We start from the raw sequence: 18,056 nt of genomic DNA, 5'->3' as shown, positions 1-18,056 counted from the left end.
CGCAGCGCACACGGAAACCGCAGGTGAACAACTGACCGCACACCCGGGGGATGCGACCCACATCACTGCCCGGCGGCCTCCCACATCAGCCGCACCCCGTCCCGGATACGAGCGGGCGACAGCTGCGCGTAGCCGAGCACGAGCCGTACCTCCGCAGCGCCCTCTTCTGCTGCGGCACGCGCGTGTGCGTACGCGCTGAGCGCACGCACCTCGACGCCGGCGGCGGCCACCCGTTCCAGAAACCGCTCCTGCGGCCCGTACCGCCGCGGAAGCCCGGCGATGACATGCAGCCCCGCCGCGATGCCGGACACCCGCGCCCCGGGGAAGTGCTCCTGGAGCGCGCCCACGAGGGCGTCCCGGCGCTCCCGGTAGACCCGCTGGCAGCGGCGCAGCTGGCGGTCGTAGTCGCCGCGCTCCACGAACCGGGCGAACAGCGCCTGGTCGAGGGCGGGATGACCGAGGTCCATGGTGCGCTTGCGTTCGACGACCTCCTCGGCCAGCGTCTCGGGGACGAGCAGCCAGCCCAGCCGCAGTCCCGGCGCGAGTGACTTGCTGACCGACCCGGTGTAGGCCACACGCTCCGGGTCGAGGCCCTGCAGCGCTCCCACGGGAGCGCGGTCGTAGCGGAAGTCGCCGTCGTAGTCGTCCTCCAGCACGAAGCCGTCCACGTTCCTCGCCCAGTCGAGCAGTTCGGTGCGCCGCCGCGCGGAGTACGCGATCCCGGTGGGGAACTGGTGCGCGGGCGTCGTCACCACGGCCCGTACGCCGGACGACCACAGCGCCTCCGGGGCGGGCCCCTCGGCGTCGAGCGGGAGAGGCACGGCGGTGACGCCGGCCGCCGCGTACAGAGCACCGTGCTGGGGGCTTCCGGGGTCCTCGACGCCGATGGCGTCCAGCCCGCGCGCGTGCAGCGCCAGGCCGAGCAGCGCCGTCGCCTGGGCCACGCCCGAGACCACCACGAGGCGCTCCGGGTCGGCGACCACGTCCCGGCGGCGGGCGAGGAGTTCGGCGAGCGCGGCGCGCAGTCGGGGCAGCCCGCGCGGGTCGGGATAGCCGAGCTCGTGGTGGGGCAGCTCGGCGAGCACCCGCCGCTGCGCGGCCGCCCAGGCGGCGCGCGGGAACAGCGACAGGTCCGGCGTCCCCGGTACGAAGTCGACCTGCGCGCCCGGGGTGCGTGGAGCGTGGTCACGCGCGCGTGGCCGGGCCGCCCGCACGGCACCGCCCACCCAGGTGCCGGCCCCCCGGCCGCTGCGCAGATAGCCCTCGGCCGTCAACTGCTCGTACGCCTCCGTGACCAGCCCGCGCGACACCCCGAGGTCGGCGGCGAGGTCCCGGCTGGACGGCAGCCGGGTGCCCTGGACGAGCCGCCCCGAGCGCACCGCGTCCCGCAGCGCGGCCTGGAGCGCACGCCCACGCGCGCGCGGCGGGGCGGAAGCGGCCGGCAACAGCACTTCCCAGGCCGCCGAACCGAACGGGCCGTCAGGATTGGTCCCCGATGACGTCATGGAAGTGGACCTTAAACCGGGCCGCCGTCGTTCCTAGCGTCACCTCCATGAACGCCACCATCATGCGCGGGAGCCTGCTCGCCGCGTTCGCCTGTGTCCTCGTCGGAGGGTCCTTCACCGCCAACAGCGTCCTCGGCGCCTACCCGTACGCCGGCGGCCAGGCCTTGCGCTACGGCCTCGCCTGCCTGCTGCTCATCCCCCTCGCCGGCGCCGGCGCCCGGGCCCGGCTGCGTGCGCTCACGGGCCGTCAGTGGGCACGCCTCGCACTGGTCGCGGCCGTCGGGATGGTCGGCTTCAACCTGGCCGTGCTGGCCGCCGAGCGCTCCGCGGAACCCGCCGTCCCCGGCGTCCTCGTCGGCTGCGCGCCCGTCGTCGTGGCGGTCCTGGTCCCGCTTCTGGAGGGACGGCGGCCCCGGCGCCCGGTGCTGTACGGGGCGTCGCTGGTCGCCGTCGGCGCGTTCACGGTGCAGGGGTGGGGCCGGACGGACGGCGCGGGGATCGCATGCTCGGTCTGCGCGCTGGCCGGGGAGGTGGGCTTCGCGGTCCTGGCCGTGCCCGTCCTGCGGCCGCTGGGTCCGCGGCTGCTGTCGGCGACGGTGTGCGGGCTCGCCGCGGCCGAGTCGGCCGCGATCGGGCTGCTCGTCGACGGCGGCGGGTGGCTGCGGCGGCCGGTCGGCGAGGAGGCCGCCGCGCTGCTGTGGCAGGCGGCCGTCGTCACCGTCGTCGGCTTCGTGTGCTGGTACATGGGCGTGCAGCGGATCGGGGCCGAGCGCGCCACGCTCTTCTCCGGCCTCATCCCGGTCGCGGCGGCCTGCACCGCCCCCCTCGTCGGAACGGGCTCCTACGGCCCCGTCCAGGCCGTGGGCAGCGCCCTCGTGGGGGTCGGAGTCGCCCTGGGAGCGGGGGTGTTGAGCCGTGCCCCCAGGGTGTCAGCGGCTGCCGTCGAGGATCACGCGGGCGACGAGCGCCGGGTCGTCGTTCATCGGGCAGTGGCCGCAGCCGGGCAGCCGGACCAGGCGGGCGGCCGGGATGATCTGCTTGGCGCGCAGGCCCTGGCGGCGTACGAGCAGCCAGTCGCGGGTGCCCCAGCCGACCGTGACCGGCATGCCGGGGAGGTCGTCGGTGAACCGGACGGTGGTGCCGGCCCGCAGGGTCTGGTCGAACCCGGTGGCCCGGGCCAGGGCCAGCGTCTCGGCGACCACGGCCTCGGGTGAGCGGCGGCTCGGGCGGGCGTAGATGGTGCTGGTGAGGGCGGTACGGCCGGCGGCCGTGCTCGCCAACCGCTCGACGAGGGGCAGCGGCAGCCGGCGGGAGATCTGCCGCATCGTCATCAGGACGCCGAAGGCGTAGCGCCGTTCGGCCTCCGACCAGAACCCGGCCGGGGACAGTGCCGTGACCGTCCGTACGAGCTTCTCCCGGCCGAGTTCCAGGGCGAGCAGGCCGCCGAGGGAGTTGCCGGCCACGTGGGGGCGGTCCAGCTCCAGCTCCTCGCAGAAGGCGCCGAACACGGCGGCCGTCGTGGGCAGGTCGTAGGCGAGCCCGTCGGGCAGGGCGGGGGAGACGCCGAAGCCGGGCAGGTCCACGGCGATCACGTCGCGCTCGGCGGCCAGGATGTCCACCACCGGGTCCCAGGCCTGCCGGTGGTGACCGATGCCGTGCAGCAGGAGCAGCGGTTCGCCTTCGCCCACGCGCGCGTAGGAGACGGTCACGGGCAGCGGGCCACTGGGAGAGGGGACCGTGAAGGAGACGGTGGCGGACATGGGAAGCTCCTCGTCTGGACTGGCCTGCGGACGCCTGGACGCAACGCCTTGGACGCCGACTGAAACGACGCCCTTAGACAGCTTGTCAGCAATTACTACTGGCGGGTAGCCCCCGTGTGGGTGAACTCGGTCCCGGCGGACCCGGTGGACCTGGTGGACCCGGTGGACCCGTGGTGGTTTTCCCTCTCGCTCAACGTGCCCTGCGCAGCTCCAGGTTGAAGTCCGCGTGACCGAAGCGGCGCATGAGGTCCAGCCACAGCGGCAACCACATCTCCACGCTGCGCGCCGCCCGGATGCCGCCCAGGTCGAGCACCCGGTCCGCAGGCCAGCCGAACTCCCCGAGCAACGCCGTGACCTGTTCCTTGGCGTCCGCGTCCTCCCCGCACACGAAGATCTGGTGCTCGCCCGGCACGCGCGCGGGATCCACCATCACCTCGCAGTTGACGGTGTTGAGGGTCTTCACCACGCGCGCGTGCGGAAACGCCCGCTGGATCTGCTCGCCCACGCTGTCCGACTCCACCGGCGACAGCCGCGCCTCCCCGTCGTCGAACGCCAGCGGGTTGGAGACGTCCACCACGACCTTCCCGTCGAGGTGGGACGCCCCGGCCGCCTCCAGCGCGGCCAGCGAGGCCCGCCCCGCCACCGCGTTCACGACCACCTCGGCAGCCGCGGCCGCCTCGGCGAACGTGCCGGCGCTCGCTCCGTCGCCCGCCTCCCGAGCCCACTCCAGGGCTGCCGGATTGTCCTTCGTGCGCGAACCCAGGACCACCGTGTGCCCCAGCTCCACCAGTTTTCCGCCCAGCGTGCGACCGACCTGTCCCGTACCCAGTACCGCGTACCGCACAGCGACCTCCCGTTCGTCGGATCAGACCTCCGTCACGGTAATTCCCGACCGCCCCGGGGTCCGTGTTTGACGACGAGGACTTTGCCGGAGTGTCACGAGAACGTGCCTGTAGGACCGCCCCGTAAACGCTTTCCCGGCAGTCGCCCGTCGGCGCCCCGAGGGTTCGAGTATTGGTCTTGACCAAGGGTGGGGGCCGCCCTATGGTCGCAGAGAAGTACAACAACCTTTAATAAACAAGGGCGCGAAAAACGCCGCCGGACCACGGCGATTGCGGAGGACAGGGTGGGGACCACGCAACTGGAATCGGTACCGGAACCGAAGTACTGGCATCTCAAGACCGTGCTCAGCGAGGCACTCGACTCCGAATTCACGGTGGGGGAGATCCTGCCCAACGAGCGTGAGCTGGCCGCCCGTTTCGGCGTGGCCCGCGCGACGCTCCGTCAGGCGCTGGAACAGCTCGAACTGGAGGGCCGACTGCAGCGCCGTCGTGGCGTCGGCACCACCGTCGCGCCGCCGCGCATGGGCGTCGCCGTCGGCACCGACCAGCAGGTCTGGCCGGGCACGGGCGACGACGCCTGGCAGGCCGTGGACTGCACGCTCGCGGCTCCGCCCGCGGCCGTCGCCACCGCCCTGGAGACCGCCCGCGACCAGGCGGTGCACATCGTGCGCCGCTCACGGGTCTCGCACGGACAGCCTGTCGCCGCGGAACTGCTCTACGTCCCCCGGACGTCGGTGCCCGACCTCGCCGTGATCGACGCCCCGTCCGAGGCGGCACACGCGCGTGCGGTGCTGCGCGAACTGCAGCACCTGGAACTGCAGGGCCAGGACCGCGCGGTGGAGCTGGGCTCGGCCCGCGCGGACGACGCCAAGGAGCTCGACCGGCTCCCCGGCGCGCCCGTCCTCGTCGTCACCACCCGCTTCTTCGCGCAGGGCCGTACCGCGGCGCTCTCCGTGGCCACGTATCGCGCTGACACGTGCCGCCTGACGTTCGGCGCGTCCGGCGGCGTGGAGATACACCACGGCCCGGAGCAGCAGGCGTCCTGAGCGCAGCGTCCGCCTCGGGTCGGAGGCGGCAGGCTCCCTGAACGGTCTGCGCCCCCGCCCGTGCGAGGACACGTCCCCCGCGCCCCGGAACTCCTCCGGGGCGCGGCGTGTTTCACCGGTGACGGCCGGTCAGCGCCGCGCCGTCACCGTCCCCTCCACCGCGAACAACTGCTCCTCCACATGGTCGAGGGCGAGCCGCAGCGCCCCCGTCGCCACCGCCGCCTCGCCGAGCAACGACAGGGTCACCTTCGGCGGCCGCAGACAGTAGCGCGCCAACTCCTGGCGCAGCGGCTCCAGTACACCGTCCAGACCGGCAGCCCAGCCGCCGACCACGACCAGCTCCGGGTCGAGCGCCAGGACCAGCGCGGCCACGTCGTGCACCAGCCGCTGGATGAAGCGGTCCACCGCCGCCCGCGCCTGCCGGTCGCCCCGGCGCGCCTGCGCGAACACCTTCGCGACCGCCTGCTCGTCCAGCGGATGCAGCGGCTCGTCCGTCGTCGACAAGAGCGTCTCCGGGGTCTCCCCCCGCCCGAGCAGGTGCAGCGCGCCGATCTCCCCGGCCGCCCCGCCGTACCCCCGGTGCAGCCGACCCCCGATCAGCGCGCCGGCGCCCGGACTCAGCCCGGCCAGCACGAAGACGACGTCGTCGGACTCGGTGGCCGACCCCTTCCAGTGCTCGGCCACGGCCGCCGCGTTGGCGTCGTTCTCCACCAGCACCGGACACTTGAAGGAACGGCTCAGCCGCTCGCCCAGCCGCAGTCCGGTCCACTCGGGCAACGCCGTGCCCAGCCGCACGGTCCCGTCCGCCTCGACGATCCCGGGCGTGCCGACCCCCACCGCCCGCAGGGAGGCGCGCGGCACGCCGGCCCGGCGCAGCAGCTCGGCGACCGCCGTCCGCAGCCGTTCCAGCCGCTCGTCCGCCGGAGCGCTCTCGTCGACGTCCTTGGCCTGCGCGCCCAGTACCCGGCCGTCCAGGTCGGCCAGCAGCGCGGCCACCCGATGCGAGCCGATCTCCAGACCCAGCAGATGCCCGGCCTCCGCCCGGAACCGGAACCGCCGCGCGGGCCGCCCCTGCCGTCGCGCGGCACCCTCCTGAGCCGCCTGCTCGACGACGAGCCCCGCCTGGATGAGATCCTCGACGACCCCCTCGACGGTCGGCCGGGACAGCCCGGTCACGCGGGTGACCTCCGTGAGCGTGGCGCAGTCCGTGGCACGCAGCGCATGCAGCACCACCGCGGAATTGATCCTTCGCAACAGCGAGGGATCCCCGCCGGTCAGCTGCCCCAACGTCCGTCCTCCCAGCTCGTGCGCGTGTGGGCGGATCGTACTCGGCAGGAGGCATCCCGGCGAGTGACGAACAGGTACCGATGACGTCACACCCCCCTCACGTCGACGTCACGCACCCCTCTCACCCCGGCGCGACGAACCCCGACTCGTACGCCGTGATCACCGCCTGCGTCCGATCCCGCGCCCCGAGTTTCGCCAGTACCGCGCTGACATGGGACTTGACCGTCTCCGTGCCCACGACGAGCCGCGCGGCGATCTCCGCGTTCGACATGCCGCGCGCCATCAGCCGCAGCACCTCGGCCTCCCGCTCGGTCAACCGGGCCCGCTCCAGTGTGTCCCGGGCCGCGCGGTTGCCCCCGCCTTCGCCGTACTCGGCGGCCAGCCGCCGCACCGACGCTGGGAACAGCAGAGACTCGCCCTCGGCGACCAGGCGCACCGCGTGCACGATCTCGGCGGGTCGGGCGCGCTTCAGCAGAAACCCGTCCGCGCCCGCGCGCAGCGCCTCGTACACGTACTCGTCGTTCTCGAACGTCGTCACGACCAGGATCTTCGGCGGCTCGGCCACCGTCCGCAGCACCGCGCGCGTGGCCTCGATCCCGTCCATCAGCGGCATGCGTACGTCCATGGCGACCACGTCCGGCCGCAGCTGCCGCACCAGCGGGATCACCGCCGCCCCGTCCGCCGCCTCGCCGACGACCTCGATGTCGGACTGCGCCTCCAGCACGGCCCGCAAACCGGCGCGGACCAGCGGTTCGTCGTCGACTAGGAGCACGGTCACCGGCATCCGGCCAGCGTAGATCACTTCATGGGCAGTTCTGCGTGTACCTGCCAGTCGCCCGCGTCCGGACCGGTCGAGGCCCGTCCCCCGAGCAGGGCCGCGCGCTCGCGTATCCCGCGCAGCCCGCTGCCGCGCCCGGGGCCGGGTATGCCGGCCGTCAGCGGGTTGCGCACCTCCAGACGCAGCAGACCGTCCGAAACGCCCACGCGGACCCGCACGGGAACGCCTCCCGCGTGCCGCAGCACATTGGTCAGCGCCTCCTGGAGGATGCGATAGCCCTCACGGGACACCGGTCCCGGTACCGCCTCCAGCGGGCCGCTCACCTCGGCGTCGACCGTCGCGCCGGACACCCGCGCGGACTCCAGCAGCCGGTCCGCGTCGGCGAGCGTCGGCCGGCTGTTCAGCGGCCGCTCGGCCTCGCGCAGCACGCCGAGCACCCGCTCCAGGTCCTCCAGGGCGGCCCGGCCGGTCTCCTCGATCGCGTCCAGCGCCCGGCCGGTGAACTCCGGGTCGCCCGCGGCCCGCGCCGCGCCCGCCTGCACGACCGCGACCGTGAGCGCGTGCCCGATGGAGTCGTGCAGCTCCCGGGCGATCCGGTTGCGCTCCAGCAACTGCTCGGTGCGCTCCTCCAGGGCGGCGAGCCGCTCGGCCGCCGACGGGCCGAGCAGCCCGCGCGCGAGCGCGGTGATCAGCTCGCCCAGGCCGACGACGACGCCGTACAGAGCGAGCAGGGGGACGGGGACGAGCAGCGCGAGCCACCAGCCCGGCGCAACGCCACCGGGCAGAGGCAGATCGTCCGACACCTGCCCGCCCGCGCCGACGGCCAGGTCGTAGACCAGGGCGGGCAGCCACACGCACGCGAACAGCGCCACCGCGCCGAGGGCCATCCGCGCCTCCAGCCACAGCACCGTCCGCAGCCGGTCCCGCCAGGTCGCCGAGGGCGCCACCGAGAAGTCGGGCCCAGGGTCGCCGGGCAGGAGCAGCAGCCGGGCCTGGACCCCCTCACCGGTGCGCACGGCAGGGACCAGTCCGAGCGGAACGAGCACCAGCGCGGGAACCCACGGCCTCGACGGGTCGATGTACATCCAGACGCTCACGACCAGCATCGGCACCCACAGATGCAGCAGTCGTGCGTACGTGATCCCCCGCAGCAGCGGGCGCAGGAAGCGGCCCATGCCGACCATCGTGGCAGCCCCCACCGACAACGGCCCTCCCCCGAGCGGGGGAGAAGCCCGCCCCGGACGGGGGAGGCGCCCCACCCGGGCCGGCGGCGAGAGTCGTGGCCATGACCAGCATCGACGTCCACGACCTCACCAAGGAGTACGGCCCCCGGCGGGCCGTGGACCGCCTCACCTTCAGCGTGCGGGCCGGCCGTGTCACCGGCTTCCTCGGGCCCAACGGCGCGGGCAAGTCCACCACCTTCCGCCTCGTCCTCGGCCTCGACCGGCCCACCTCGGGCACCGCCACTGTCGGCGGACGGGCCTACCCCGCCCTGCGTCAACCCCTGCGGCACGTCGGCGCCCTGCTCGACGCGCACGCCCCGCACGGCGCCAGGACCGGCCGCGACCATCTGCTCGCCCTGGCCGCGAGCAACCGCATTCCCGTCCGCCGGGTTGACGAGGTGCTGGCGGAGACCGGGCTCGCCCCGGCCGCGCGGCGCCGGGTGAAGACATACTCCCTGGGCATGCGCCAACGCCTCGGCATCGCCGCCGCCCTGCTCGGCGACCCCCAAGTGGTGCTCCTCGACGAGCCGTCCAACGGGCTCGACCCCGAAGGCATCGTCTGGATCCGCGGGGTGCTGAGGCGGCTGGCCGCGGAAGGACGCACCGTGTTCGTCTCCAGCCACCTCATGAACGAGACCGCGTCCTTCGCCGACCACCTCGTCGTCCTCGGCCGGGGCCGGCTCCTGGCCGACACCCCCATGCGGGACTTCATCGACGCGCGCGTGCAGCCCCGCGTACGCATTCGTACGACGGACCCGTCCGCACTCAAGAGCGCCCTCGCCCGGCACGGCCACGACGCCGTGGAACACCCCGACGGGCACTGGAGCGTGCGGCACGCGCGCGTGGACGACATCGGGCGCCTCGTGTCCGACGCCGGGGTTCCGCTGCTCGAACTGACCACCGAGGAAGGCACGCTGGAGCAGGCCTACCTCGACCTGACCGCCGCCGACACCGAGTTCGCGGCGCCTGCCCAGGAGGCGGCATGACCAAGGAATTCACTCCCGCGCTGCGCGCCGAGTGGATCAAGATCCGTACGCTGCGGTCGCAGGTCGGCGCCCTGAGCGCCGTGCTGCTCGCGACGGTCGCCTTCTCCGCGGCGGCCGGCGCGGCCGGCGCCGACGACACCGACCCGGACGTGCTCTTCTCCGTCTTCTCCGGGGTGAGCTTCGGACAGATCGCGGCGGTGACCTTCGGCGTGACGGCCGTCTCCGCCGAGTTCCGGGGCGGCGCCCTGCGGGTGTCGCTGGCGGCAGTACCCCGGCGGGGCCGTTGGCTCGCCGCGAAGCTGACGGCGATCGCCCTCCCGATGCTTGCCGCCGGCCTGGTCACCGGACTGGCGACGGCGGCGGTGGGCACGTCGGTGCTGGGGGAGAGGGCCGAGATCCTGACGACGGCACAGGCCCTGCGGGGCGTGGTCGGGTGCGCGCTCTACCTGACCCTCATGGCGCTCCTGGCAGCCGGCCTGACGACGGTGGTGCGCAGCGGCACGGCGGCGCTCGGCCTGCTCATCCCGTTCCTGCTGATCGTGTCCTTCGTGGTGGGCGACCTGTCCGGCGGCGCGGCGGACCTCCTCCCCGACCGGGCCGGTCAACTGGCCCTGCACAGCGCGCGGGAGAGCACTCTCGGCCCCTGGACCGGCCTCGCGGTGTCCGCCCTGTGGACGGCGATCGCGGTGACCGCCGGCGCCTGGCGGCTGCGACGCCGGGACGCCTGAGCACGAGCGCTCCACTGACGGGCCGCCAATTGCCAGTGGCGGCGGGTTTACTGGATCGCATGGACGTCGAGCAGTACCTCGCCGCCCCCGGCGACCGCCCGGCCGCCTTAGCGACCAGCCACGGTCTCGTGGCGGCGGACGCCGCCGTGCGCGTCGAGGCGGTCGAGCGGTTCCACGAGGACAAGGAGGACCTGGCCGGGGAACTGACGCGGCGATGGGGCGAGCCGCAGCACATCGGCCTGCAGACGATACGGCTGCGGACCGAGCGGGAGGACATACCCGAGCCCTGGTCCGAGCTGAGCCTCAGGGCAGGCCACGCATACCTCTGGCAGGTGACGGAACAGGGCCGCTGGGTGGCCCTGGGCGTGGCCGACCTCGACCCGGACGACGAGATAGAACTCCTCCTGGTCGTCACGGAGACCGCCCCACCCTAAAGCTGCCTTCGGGCGAGTGCCCCGACTGCCGCGGAACCGGCAAGCTCCGCCGATAGGCGCGCCGTTCGCCGACGTCAGCCCTGCGCCGCCACCCGCAGGCGGGCGAACTCCTCCGCCATCGTCGCCGCCGTCCAATGCGCGTTCAGTCCGCTCGGATTGGGCAGCATCCACACGCGTGTGTCCCCGATGACCCGCTCCTGCGGACCCACCGCCGCCTTGCGGTCGTCGAAAGCCGCCCGGTAGGCCGTCACGCCCACCACCGCCAGCCAGCGGGGCTTCAGCAGCGTCACCTTCTCCGCCAGGAGCCGCCCGCCCTCCCGGTACTCCTCGGCGCTCAGCTCGTCGGCCCGCGCGGTCGCCCGCGCCACCACGTTCGTGATGCCGAGCCCGTGCGACAGCAACTGCCGCTGCTCCGCCGGCTTCATCAGCCGCGGTGTGAAGCCGGAGAGGTGCAGCACCGGCCAGAAGCGGTTGCCGGGGCGGGCGAAGTGGTGGCCGGACGCCGCCGTCATCAGACCCGGGTTGATGCCGCAGAACAGCACGCGGAGGCCGCCCGCGACGACGTCCGGCACGAGACGGTCGCGGGCGGCCTCCAGCTCCGCCCGAGTGAAGCGTGCGACGCGGGTCAGAGGATCGCTCCGGGGGTGTAGCCGGCCGCCTCCGGGCGCTGCTTCACGATCTCCTCGACACGGCCGACGACCACGGCCACCTGCGCGGCGGCGGCGCCCGTGAAGGACAGCTTGTCGGCCATCAGCGCGTCCAGCTGCGCGCGGTCGAGCGGAAGACGCTCGTCGGCGGCCAGCTTGTCCAGCAGCTCGTTGCGCTCGGCGCCCTGCTCGCGCATCGCCAGCGCCGACGCGACCGCGTTCTCCTTGATCGCCTCGTGCGCCACCTCACGGCCGACACCGACACGCACCGCGCCCATCAGCACCTTGGTGGTGGCGAGGAACGGCAGGTAGCGGTCCAGTTCACGGGCGACCACGGCCGGGAAGGCGCCGAACTCGTCGAGCACCGTCAGGAACGTCTCCAGCAGGCCGTCGAGCGCGAAGAACGCGTCCGGGAGCGCGACCCGGCGCACCACCGAGCAGGACACGTCGCCCTCGTTCCACTGGTCGCCCGCCAGCTCGCCGGTCATCGACGCGTAGCCGCGCAGGATGACCATGAGGCCGTTGACGCGCTCGCACGACCGCGTGTTCATCTTGTGCGGCATCGCGGACGAGCCGACCTGACCCGGCTTGAAGCCCTCGGTCACCAGCTCGTGCCCGGCCATCAGCCGGATCGTCTTCGCCAGCGAGGAGGGGGCCGCCGCGAGCTGCACCAGCGCGGTGACGACCTCGTAGTCCAGCGACCGCGGGTAGACCTGCCCGACGGATGTGAACGCCTGCGAGAAGCCCAGGTGACCGGCGATGCGGTCCTCCAACTCGGCCAGCTTCGCGGCGTCGCCGCCGAGCAGGTCCAGCATGTCCTGCGCCGTGCCGACCGGGCCCTTGATGCCGCGCAGCGGATAGCGGCCGAGCAGCTCCTCGACCCGGCCGTAGGCCACGAGCAGCTCGTCGGCGGCGGTGGCGAACCGCTTGCCGAGGGTGGTGGCCTGCGCGGCCACGTTGTGCGAGCGGCCGGCCATGACCAGCTCGCCGTACTCGCCGGCCAGCTTGCCCAGGCGCGCCAGGACGGCCACCGTACGGTCGCGCACCAGCTCCAGCGACAGCCGGATCTGCAGCTGCTCGACGTTCTCAGTGAGGTCGCGGGACGTCATGCCCTTGTGGACCTGCTCGTGCCCGGCGAGGTCGTTGAACTCCTCGATCCGCGCCTTCACGTCGTGCCGCGTGACCTTCTCGCGCTCGGCGATGGAGGCCAGGTCGACGGTGTCCAGAACACGCTGGTAGTCGGCGATCGCCGCGTCCGGCACCTCGATCCCGAGGTCCTTCTGCGCCTTCAGCACGGCGAGCCAGAGCTGACGCTCCAGCTTCACCTTGTGCTCGGGCGACCAGAGCGTGGCGAGCTCGGCGGAGGCGTAACGTCCGGCGAGGACGTTGGGGATGCGGGGCTTGGCGGCAGCGGAAGTCACGTGTACGGATTCTACTGGCGATTCGTGCAGGCCACCGCCACCGCCCGGTTCGGCGGAACCTACGAGACGGCCGTCACCCCGCGGCGTCGCGCCGAACCTCGTCCGGCAGCAGTTCGGGGCGTTTGGGCGCCACCGCCGGCGTCGGGCCGAAAGCGTCGGCAAGGCTGGTCAGGATGGAGCCGGACCAACTGCTCTCCCCGAACACGCTGACCGGCATGGCGAGCACGCCGCACTCGCGCCAAAGCGTCTCCGCCGGGATTTCAACCGGGAAGAAATAGTTGCCGGGACACGTCCGGCTCGCCGTGGGAATCGCCCCGAGCACGTCGTCCGGCAACCGTTCGAACAACCGCTCAGCCCGTGCGGCCAGTGCGTCGACGACCTGCCGGGGCACGTCACTGTGCTCGGTCAGCAGGCGGTCGGCGAGCCTCAGCTGTGACGGCGTCGGCGGATCCGCCCGGAACGCTTCGGTCAACTCTGCTTGCGTCCGACCCAGCAGGACCACGCCGAATGTGCGTGGCCACAGCCATCCCTTGGTGACCGAATGCAGGAGGACCGCGCAACCGGTGTCCAGCAATCGCCGTGTGCCGGCGGCGAACGGGGCTCCCAGGTCGTAGACGCTGTCGATCAGCAGGCGGCGGCGTGGTGATTCCCGCAACCACGCAATCACCGCGGCGCACTCGGCATCGGACAGGTACCGGCCGAGCGGCTTGCTGGGGTTGGCGAGCAGCAGGTATTCGGGCCGGTCGTCCGCCGGCGATCTCGGCAGGGCCGGCGCCGGCAGCGTCGGGTAGGACGCGGGCGCCAGGCCCGCAGCGCGGGCCAGCTCGAAGTACACCGGGTACACGTCGCTGGGCAGCCACAACCGGGCTTGCACGGAGCGCAGCCAGTGGAACACCACGTCGAGTCCGTGCCGGACCCCTCGACAGACCATGGCGTGGCCGGACCACTCTTCCGGCAGCTCGAAGCGCCGCAGCCAGGCACGGGCGAGATCGCACCGGTGCACCGTGCCCATGTCGGTCGGCGGTTCCGGTCGCATCGGAGCAAGCGCCCGGTACACGTTGGTCTCGGCGGCATCCAGAAGCGACGAACCAGCAATGAGTTGCCGCTGCCGGAATTCCTGGAACTCCTCGAACCTCATGCCGTCGCACCTTCCGACGCGATCTCGCTGGCCCGGTCTTCCAGGGAGGCGTAGCAGCGTCCGTCGGCCATGACGTTCCAGCTGCGCGCGATCCCATGGGTGCGTTCCCAGAGCAGGCTGGGTTCGGTGTAAGCGGCGATCCGTATCGGCCGGCCGTCCCAGTCGCCGTGGTAGACCGGCGCCCCCCAGGGCAGGCGGCTCGCCAGTTCGAAGCCGTGCTGCTCGGCGAACCGGGTGACGACGGACAGCGACACCTGGTGCTCTCGGCTCCAGACGTTGGCGGCGCGGTCGAAGTAGAGCGACTCAGTGCTGGTGGATACGTAGAGCTCTTTGAAACAGACTTCCTCGACACCGAGAGCCGCGGCCCACGAAAGGTAGTCGGCGACCCCGGCCGCGTCGGCGACGCCGCCGTGCTGGAGCACGCAGATCAGCCTCATTTGCAGCCCCGGCCAGCGGTCACGTTCCTTACGCCAGGTGTTGATCACAGAGCTCACCGGCGTGCGCAGCATCATCAGCCGGTCGCTGACGGCGTCGTCCTGATGGTGCCGGGAGACCGCCAGCACGCTCAGGCCTGCGGCGCTCAGGGCTGCCAGTCGGCCGGCCTGGTCGGCGTGCTGCCCCTTCGCCAGGGTGTGCGCGTTGGTGATCAGCACGACCTTCGGGAAGGCCACCGAGCAGGCGGACACCAGCCGTAGCTGCTGTTCGAACGGTATGAGCGTGGGCTCTCCGCCGCCGGTGATCACCGCACGCTCGGCACCCGCCACTCGGGCGCGCTCCAGCCAGTGGGCGACCGCGTCCCACGGGACCCGGGCCGGCGGTTGGTCGCTGGAGATCGAAGCCGAGGAGAAGCAGAACGAACACCGCGCTTGGCAGGCGGCGGCGACCGGCAGAAGCGAAACCGAGCGCGGTCGCATGTCGGCGTAGCGACGCTGTGCCGATGCGTGCAGGTGCAGGGAAGCCGACATCGCATCCTCGACGGTTGTCGGGCGCAAAGTGAACTCGTCGCCCACGTGGTCGAGCTCGTGGACGGCTGACAACCGGATGCGAGCCTCGCGCAGTTCCATGCCGAGCCCGGTCGACACGTTGGGCACCAGCTTGTCCGGGTCCACCGTGGTTTCCAGCACCAGCAGCCGGTCGCCCGCGATGGCCAGCCGGTCCAGCAGGCGTCGCGCCTTGCCGATGCCGATTCCCAACTCCGCCCGGGTCAGCAGGTGGAACCGGTCCGGGTAGGTACTCTCCGGAATCCCCGCCTTACCGTAAGCGAAGGCGTACTTGTCGAAGCCCTTCGCGAAGTTCGACAGCACGATGACGTGGAAGCGCTGCTCGCTGTGGATCATCCCGTCATCATGCACGAACGGCCCGGGACGACAGGGGCCGAACTGCAACTGCGGTCACTGCGGAGAGGGCGCCGTCGCGGAGGCGTAGCTGGTGGAGTACGTATGCGCCGGATTTCTGCACGGCCCAGCCGGGAAGCAGGGTGTGGTTCTTCAAGCGGGGGTCCTCGGCCAGTGGGTAGGGCGTGCGCAGCCCGTGGGCGATCGTGGCCTGGAACCCGGCGTCCCAGTGCGCCGGACCGGTGGGCGCCCCGGGCCTCCGGGCGTCGATGATGCCGCGCGCGTGATCAACCACCGCCTCGTTCACCGCCTCCTGCAACCGACGGAAGTCATCGGCCGTGGCACCCCTGGACCGCCTGATCCGGATATCCCGTGAGCGCTGCTCATCAGAGCCTCCGCCAACTTGAAATCTCAGGTCAAAGGGCTGGCGTGACCGGCTCTCGGGGGGCTCACGCTGGTCGAGGGTGACTGTCTGCGCAGTAGGTCATCTATCAGCCATTGGCTTGGCGGTCTGTGAGGAAGAGCCGGGCGTCTCGGAGGCGGTCGACGGGCGCCGCAGTGCCCATGGCGCCGACAGCCGAGCGGCATGGATCAGCCCAACGATGCAGTTGCCGCACGCAGGTCTTCCAGGGCTGCCAGTGCATGTGGCGCGAGCCCTTCTGTGTCATCACGATCGCTTTCAGACCACTGGGCGTATCCCCGCTTGAACGCGAGGACTCCCAGCTCGCCCGCGAGGTGCGCGGTCGGGTCGGGGACGCCGCGGGCGATGAGCGCGGCTGTCATGGCGCCGCGAGACCGGGGTGGTCCGCCAGCTGAGCAACAACTCGGTGCCCAACCCGGCAGCCATCGAGGCCCTCGTACCCCTGGCCCTCCCACACCACATGCGGTTGCGCACCCGGGTGGTCATGGCGCTGAAGAACGCGGGCGAGCTGCTGCGGAAGGCCGATGCAGGGCAGCTCGACATCCGCGACAAACTTCGGCAAGCGCATCCAGGTCGCCTCATCGCGCCTTGGCCGCTCCCTGCGCGCGCCGCGTCGTAGTGCAGGAGTGGTGACACCCCTCGGCTGCCGCCGCACGCTTCCCCGGGCACCAGGGGGTCGCCCCGCTACGCCGGGCGACCCCCGCCGTCGCGACGAACGTTGACAGTGCCGCAGATCCTTGGGGCGGAGTCGGGGGGCCTCCCTCTCCTCGACGACGACGTACTGGTATCCGGCGTCCTTCATGCCCGACGACACCATCGCGTCGGTGGCCTGGCGGACCTGTGTCTCGTCGACACCGCATCCGAAGCTGTTCCAGCTGTTCCAGCCCAGCGGCTCGGTCAGCGCGGGGCTGCCCGGCCGGTGGTCGTGGGGGAGCACGTCGGTGCCGCCGCGGGTGGGTCCGCGACGGCATGACAGGGGGATGGTCGTACAGGTCAGGCCCAGGGGCTGACCACCGTGAAGGAGCTGTCGGCGCGGAACGTGTCGGTGCCCTGGTAGGGGTCGACGCGCAGCGCGTAGTTGTAGTGGCGCAGGTAGTAGCCGGGGTAGTTGTACGACTCCAGTCGCACGGAGCCGGCCGTGGAGCCCGGGCGGGCGCAGTAGGTGGCGTCCTTCTTGAAGACGACGCTGCCGTTGTCCGCGTCGAAGCGGGCCCGGAAGTCCCAGTGACGCAGATAGCGGCCGGAGGAGTCGCGGAAGGAGTAACAGTTGGCGTCGGCCAGGCCGGGCACGACGGTGAAGGTGGCGCTCTGCTTGACGGCGGTGCTGCTGGAGGAGTTCACCGGGTCGAGGTAGCCGAGGTTGTCGGAGCGCACCACGGCGTACCGGTCGGGGTAGTTGACCGATTGCAGCGACCTGGTGGTGTTGGTGGGCAGCGTGACACCGCCGGGGACCGTCTCCTTCAGCACGGTGGCGTGGCGTATGAAGCCGGACAGCCCGGGCACCTCGGTGCGCGGGGACCAGGTGGCGAAGTTGTCGTAGCTGTCGCTGTACCAGTACTTCCCGTCGCGGTAGCCGTCGAAGTAGAGGCGCCAGCCGCCGTTGTCGAGCTGGACCAGGGCCGGGCCCTCGACCCAGCTGCCGAATCCGGCCCAGTCGCCCGTCTTCAGGATGGTGTAGGGGCCGGTGAGGCTGGAGGCGGTGGCGTACTCGATGTACTTCGTCGTCTCGTTCTTGGTGAACGCGTGGTAAGTGGAGCCGACCTTGACCACGAAGGTGTCGATGTTGTTCGGCCCGATGCCGACCAGCTGGGTGGGCGCGGACCAGGCGGTCAGCGCGGAGTTGGTCGCCGTGATCTTGTACGGGGTGAAGGCGGTGGCGGTACTCGCCGTCGTCAGCGACACGATGACGTTGACGCTGCCGTCGGTGTCGATGAACCACTCGGGCGCCCAGGTGCGGGTCAGCCCGCTGATCGGGATCGTGTAGTTGTACAGGAACGTCCAGTTCACCCGGTCGGTACTGCGGGCGAAACCGATCGTGTTCCCCGTCCAGTTCGTGGTGTAGGTGAGGTAGTAGAACCCGTCGGTGTGCTTGAAGATGCTGGGGTCCCGGATCAGGCCCGACGGCGGGGTGTACGCAGGGCCCCTCTGAAGAGTGAACCCGGTGGCGTCCGGCGAGTCGTACACATACAGGTTCGACTCGCTGGAGTTGGTGAACGCGGTCATCGTGTATCGCGTGGCCTGCCCGGCGGGCGGGGCGGCGGCGGAAGCGGTGCCCTGGAGGGCGGGGACACCCAGCAGGACCAGCAGCAGCGGGCCCAGCAGGCCGAGCAGGGTTCTTACGATTCTGTTCAACTCTTCCTCCGGGCCCGGCCAGTCCGCTTGGCCGATCACCGTGCTGAAGGGGCGTGATTGTCCGAGATTTCGGACAATGTGCGGCACGTCGAGCAGAACCTAGACTTACGTCAAGGTTCCGTCAATATTTCTGACAGACTCCGTTCCATATGTG

At 71.9% G+C, this 18,056-nt stretch carries 16 protein-coding genes and 3 pseudogenes; 5 read left to right on the top strand and 14 right to left on the bottom strand.

Translation table 11 applies throughout. The annotated features are described in order from the left end of the window. Positions 1 to 62: 62 nt before the first annotated feature. Entirely contained in the window at positions 63 to 1,505 is a 1,443-nt protein-coding gene (locus ACIBTS_RS12685; protein WP_399318850.1) for a PLP-dependent aminotransferase family protein, read from the bottom strand. Here ACIBTS_RS12685 and ACIBTS_RS12680 point away from each other — a divergent pair. After that, positions 1,496 to 2,389 (top strand): annotated as a pseudogene (locus ACIBTS_RS12680) (DMT family transporter); the annotation flags it as partial. The gene ACIBTS_RS12685 and the pseudogene ACIBTS_RS12680 overlap by 10 nt on opposite strands. A gap of 45 nt (positions 2,390 to 2,434) precedes the next feature. On the opposite strand, the gene ACIBTS_RS12675 reads toward ACIBTS_RS12680, so the two are convergent. Beyond that, on the bottom strand, positions 2,435 to 3,265 hold the full coding sequence (locus ACIBTS_RS12675; protein WP_399318849.1) for an alpha/beta fold hydrolase: 831 nt from the start codon (positions 3,263 to 3,265) through the stop codon (positions 2,435 to 2,437). 190 nt (positions 3,266 to 3,455) lie between these two features. Then, positions 3,456 to 4,109, bottom strand: a complete 654-nt coding sequence (locus ACIBTS_RS12670; RefSeq protein WP_319670530.1) for an NAD(P)-binding domain-containing protein — start codon at positions 4,107 to 4,109, stop codon at positions 3,456 to 3,458. A gap of 282 nt (positions 4,110 to 4,391) precedes the next feature. Between ACIBTS_RS12670 and ACIBTS_RS12665 the strand changes: the two genes are divergently transcribed. After that, positions 4,392 to 5,153, top strand: a complete 762-nt coding sequence (locus ACIBTS_RS12665) for a GntR family transcriptional regulator (RefSeq protein ID WP_399318848.1) — start codon at positions 4,392 to 4,394, stop codon at positions 5,151 to 5,153. 129 nt (positions 5,154 to 5,282) lie between these two features. Here the strand turns inward: ACIBTS_RS12665 and ACIBTS_RS12660 are convergent, their stop codons facing one another. The 3 genes from ACIBTS_RS12660 to ACIBTS_RS12650 all read right to left on the bottom strand — a co-directional run bounded on the left by ACIBTS_RS12660 (position 5,283) and on the right by ACIBTS_RS12650 (position 8,393). Next, on the bottom strand, positions 5,283 to 6,440 hold the full coding sequence (locus ACIBTS_RS12660) for an ROK family transcriptional regulator (RefSeq protein WP_399318846.1): 1,158 nt from the start codon (positions 6,438 to 6,440) through the stop codon (positions 5,283 to 5,285). 121 nt (positions 6,441 to 6,561) lie between these two features. Next, on the bottom strand, positions 6,562 to 7,224 hold the full coding sequence (locus ACIBTS_RS12655) for a response regulator transcription factor (RefSeq protein ID WP_319345436.1): 663 nt from the start codon (positions 7,222 to 7,224) through the stop codon (positions 6,562 to 6,564). A 14-nt stretch (positions 7,225 to 7,238) separates the two neighbouring features. Next, positions 7,239 to 8,393: a histidine kinase gene (locus tag ACIBTS_RS12650; protein WP_319670552.1), complete on the bottom strand. Its 1,155-nt coding sequence runs from the start codon at positions 8,391 to 8,393 to the stop codon at positions 7,239 to 7,241. A 110-nt stretch (positions 8,394 to 8,503) separates the two neighbouring features. On the opposite strand from ACIBTS_RS12650, the gene ACIBTS_RS12645 reads away from it, so the two are divergent. The 3 genes from ACIBTS_RS12645 to ACIBTS_RS12635 are packed head-to-tail and all read left to right on the top strand — an operon-like array spanning position 8,504 to position 10,589. Next, entirely contained in the window at positions 8,504 to 9,427 is a 924-nt protein-coding gene (locus ACIBTS_RS12645; RefSeq protein WP_399318844.1) for an ABC transporter ATP-binding protein, read from the top strand. Beyond that, a complete protein-coding gene (locus ACIBTS_RS12640; RefSeq protein ID WP_399318842.1) occupies positions 9,424 to 10,155 on the top strand; it encodes an ABC transporter permease in 732 nt (243 codons plus the stop codon). Before ACIBTS_RS12645 ends, ACIBTS_RS12640 begins: the two co-directional genes overlap by 4 nt. A gap of 59 nt (positions 10,156 to 10,214) precedes the next feature. Beyond that, positions 10,215 to 10,589: a hypothetical protein gene (locus ACIBTS_RS12635; RefSeq protein WP_399318841.1), complete on the top strand. Its 375-nt coding sequence runs from the start codon at positions 10,215 to 10,217 to the stop codon at positions 10,587 to 10,589. Positions 10,590 to 10,663: 74 nt separating this feature from the next. Here the strand turns inward: ACIBTS_RS12635 and mug are convergent, their stop codons facing one another. From mug to ACIBTS_RS12595, 8 genes and pseudogenes are all read right to left on the bottom strand, one after another. After that, positions 10,664 to 11,161 carry a G/U mismatch-specific DNA glycosylase gene (mug, locus tag ACIBTS_RS12630; RefSeq protein WP_399318839.1) on the bottom strand — a complete coding sequence of 166 codons (498 nt, stop codon included), beginning with the start codon at positions 11,159 to 11,161 and terminating at the stop codon, positions 10,664 to 10,666. Positions 11,162 to 11,214: 53 nt separating this feature from the next. After that, positions 11,215 to 12,657, bottom strand: a complete 1,443-nt coding sequence (gene purB, locus ACIBTS_RS12625) for an adenylosuccinate lyase (RefSeq protein ID WP_399318838.1) — start codon at positions 12,655 to 12,657, stop codon at positions 11,215 to 11,217. Between the two features lie 73 nt (positions 12,658 to 12,730). Beyond that, positions 12,731 to 13,795 (bottom strand): aminotransferase class I/II-fold pyridoxal phosphate-dependent enzyme, encoded by a 1,065-nt coding sequence (locus ACIBTS_RS12620; protein WP_399318836.1) that lies wholly within the window; start codon positions 13,793 to 13,795, stop codon positions 12,731 to 12,733. Further along, the gene (locus ACIBTS_RS12615; protein ID WP_399318835.1) at positions 13,792 to 15,180 is read right to left on the bottom strand and encodes a radical SAM protein; all 1,389 of its coding nucleotides are present in this window, start codon (positions 15,178 to 15,180) and stop codon (positions 13,792 to 13,794) included. The genes ACIBTS_RS12620 and ACIBTS_RS12615 overlap by 4 nt, the downstream gene beginning before the upstream one ends. Further along, positions 15,140 to 15,436: a hypothetical protein gene (locus ACIBTS_RS12610; RefSeq protein ID WP_399318833.1), complete on the bottom strand. Its 297-nt coding sequence runs from the start codon at positions 15,434 to 15,436 to the stop codon at positions 15,140 to 15,142. The genes ACIBTS_RS12615 and ACIBTS_RS12610 overlap by 41 nt, the downstream gene beginning before the upstream one ends. 284 nt (positions 15,437 to 15,720) lie before the next feature. Then, a pseudogene (locus ACIBTS_RS12605) lies at positions 15,721 to 15,915 on the bottom strand (TetR family transcriptional regulator); the annotation flags it as partial. A gap of 398 nt (positions 15,916 to 16,313) precedes the next feature. Beyond that, positions 16,314 to 16,466 (bottom strand): annotated as a pseudogene (locus tag ACIBTS_RS12600) (glycoside hydrolase family 27 protein); the annotation flags it as partial. 77 nt (positions 16,467 to 16,543) lie between these two features. Further along, complete coding sequence (locus ACIBTS_RS12595; protein ID WP_399318831.1) at positions 16,544 to 17,902, bottom strand: glycoside hydrolase family 43 protein; 1,359 nt, start codon at positions 17,900 to 17,902, stop codon at positions 16,544 to 16,546. Between the last annotated feature and the right edge of the window lie 154 nt (positions 17,903 to 18,056).

The organism is Streptomyces sp. NPDC050121, from assembly GCF_044460385.1.
GTDB lineage: Bacteria > Actinomycetota > Actinomycetes > Streptomycetales > Streptomycetaceae > Streptomyces > Streptomyces soliscabiei.
The sequence above is the reverse complement of the archived record's forward strand: the minus strand, read 5'-3'. Positions and strand labels throughout refer to the sequence as shown.

Bases quoted from the DNA above. Each gene is read 5' to 3' on its own strand.
- ACIBTS_RS12645 (WP_399318844.1), top strand. From the start codon at position 8,504: ATGACCAGCATCGACGTCCACGACCTCACCAAGGAGTACGGCCCCCGG.
- ACIBTS_RS12620 (WP_399318836.1), bottom strand. From the start codon at position 13,795: ATGAGGTTCGAGGAGTTCCAGGAATTCCGGCAGCGGCAACTCATTGCT.
- ACIBTS_RS12685 (WP_399318850.1), bottom strand. From the start codon at position 1,505: ATGACGTCATCGGGGACCAATCCTGACGGCCCGTTCGGTTCGGCGGCC.
- ACIBTS_RS12655 (WP_319345436.1), bottom strand. From the start codon at position 7,224: ATGCCGGTGACCGTGCTCCTAGTCGACGACGAACCGCTGGTCCGCGCC.
- ACIBTS_RS12635 (WP_399318841.1), top strand. From the start codon at position 10,215: ATGGACGTCGAGCAGTACCTCGCCGCCCCCGGCGACCGCCCGGCCGCC.
- ACIBTS_RS12650 (WP_319670552.1), bottom strand. From the start codon at position 8,393: ATGGGCCGCTTCCTGCGCCCGCTGCTGCGGGGGATCACGTACGCACGA.
- ACIBTS_RS12675 (WP_399318849.1), bottom strand. From the start codon at position 3,265: ATGTCCGCCACCGTCTCCTTCACGGTCCCCTCTCCCAGTGGCCCGCTG.
- ACIBTS_RS12640 (WP_399318842.1), top strand. From the start codon at position 9,424: ATGACCAAGGAATTCACTCCCGCGCTGCGCGCCGAGTGGATCAAGATC.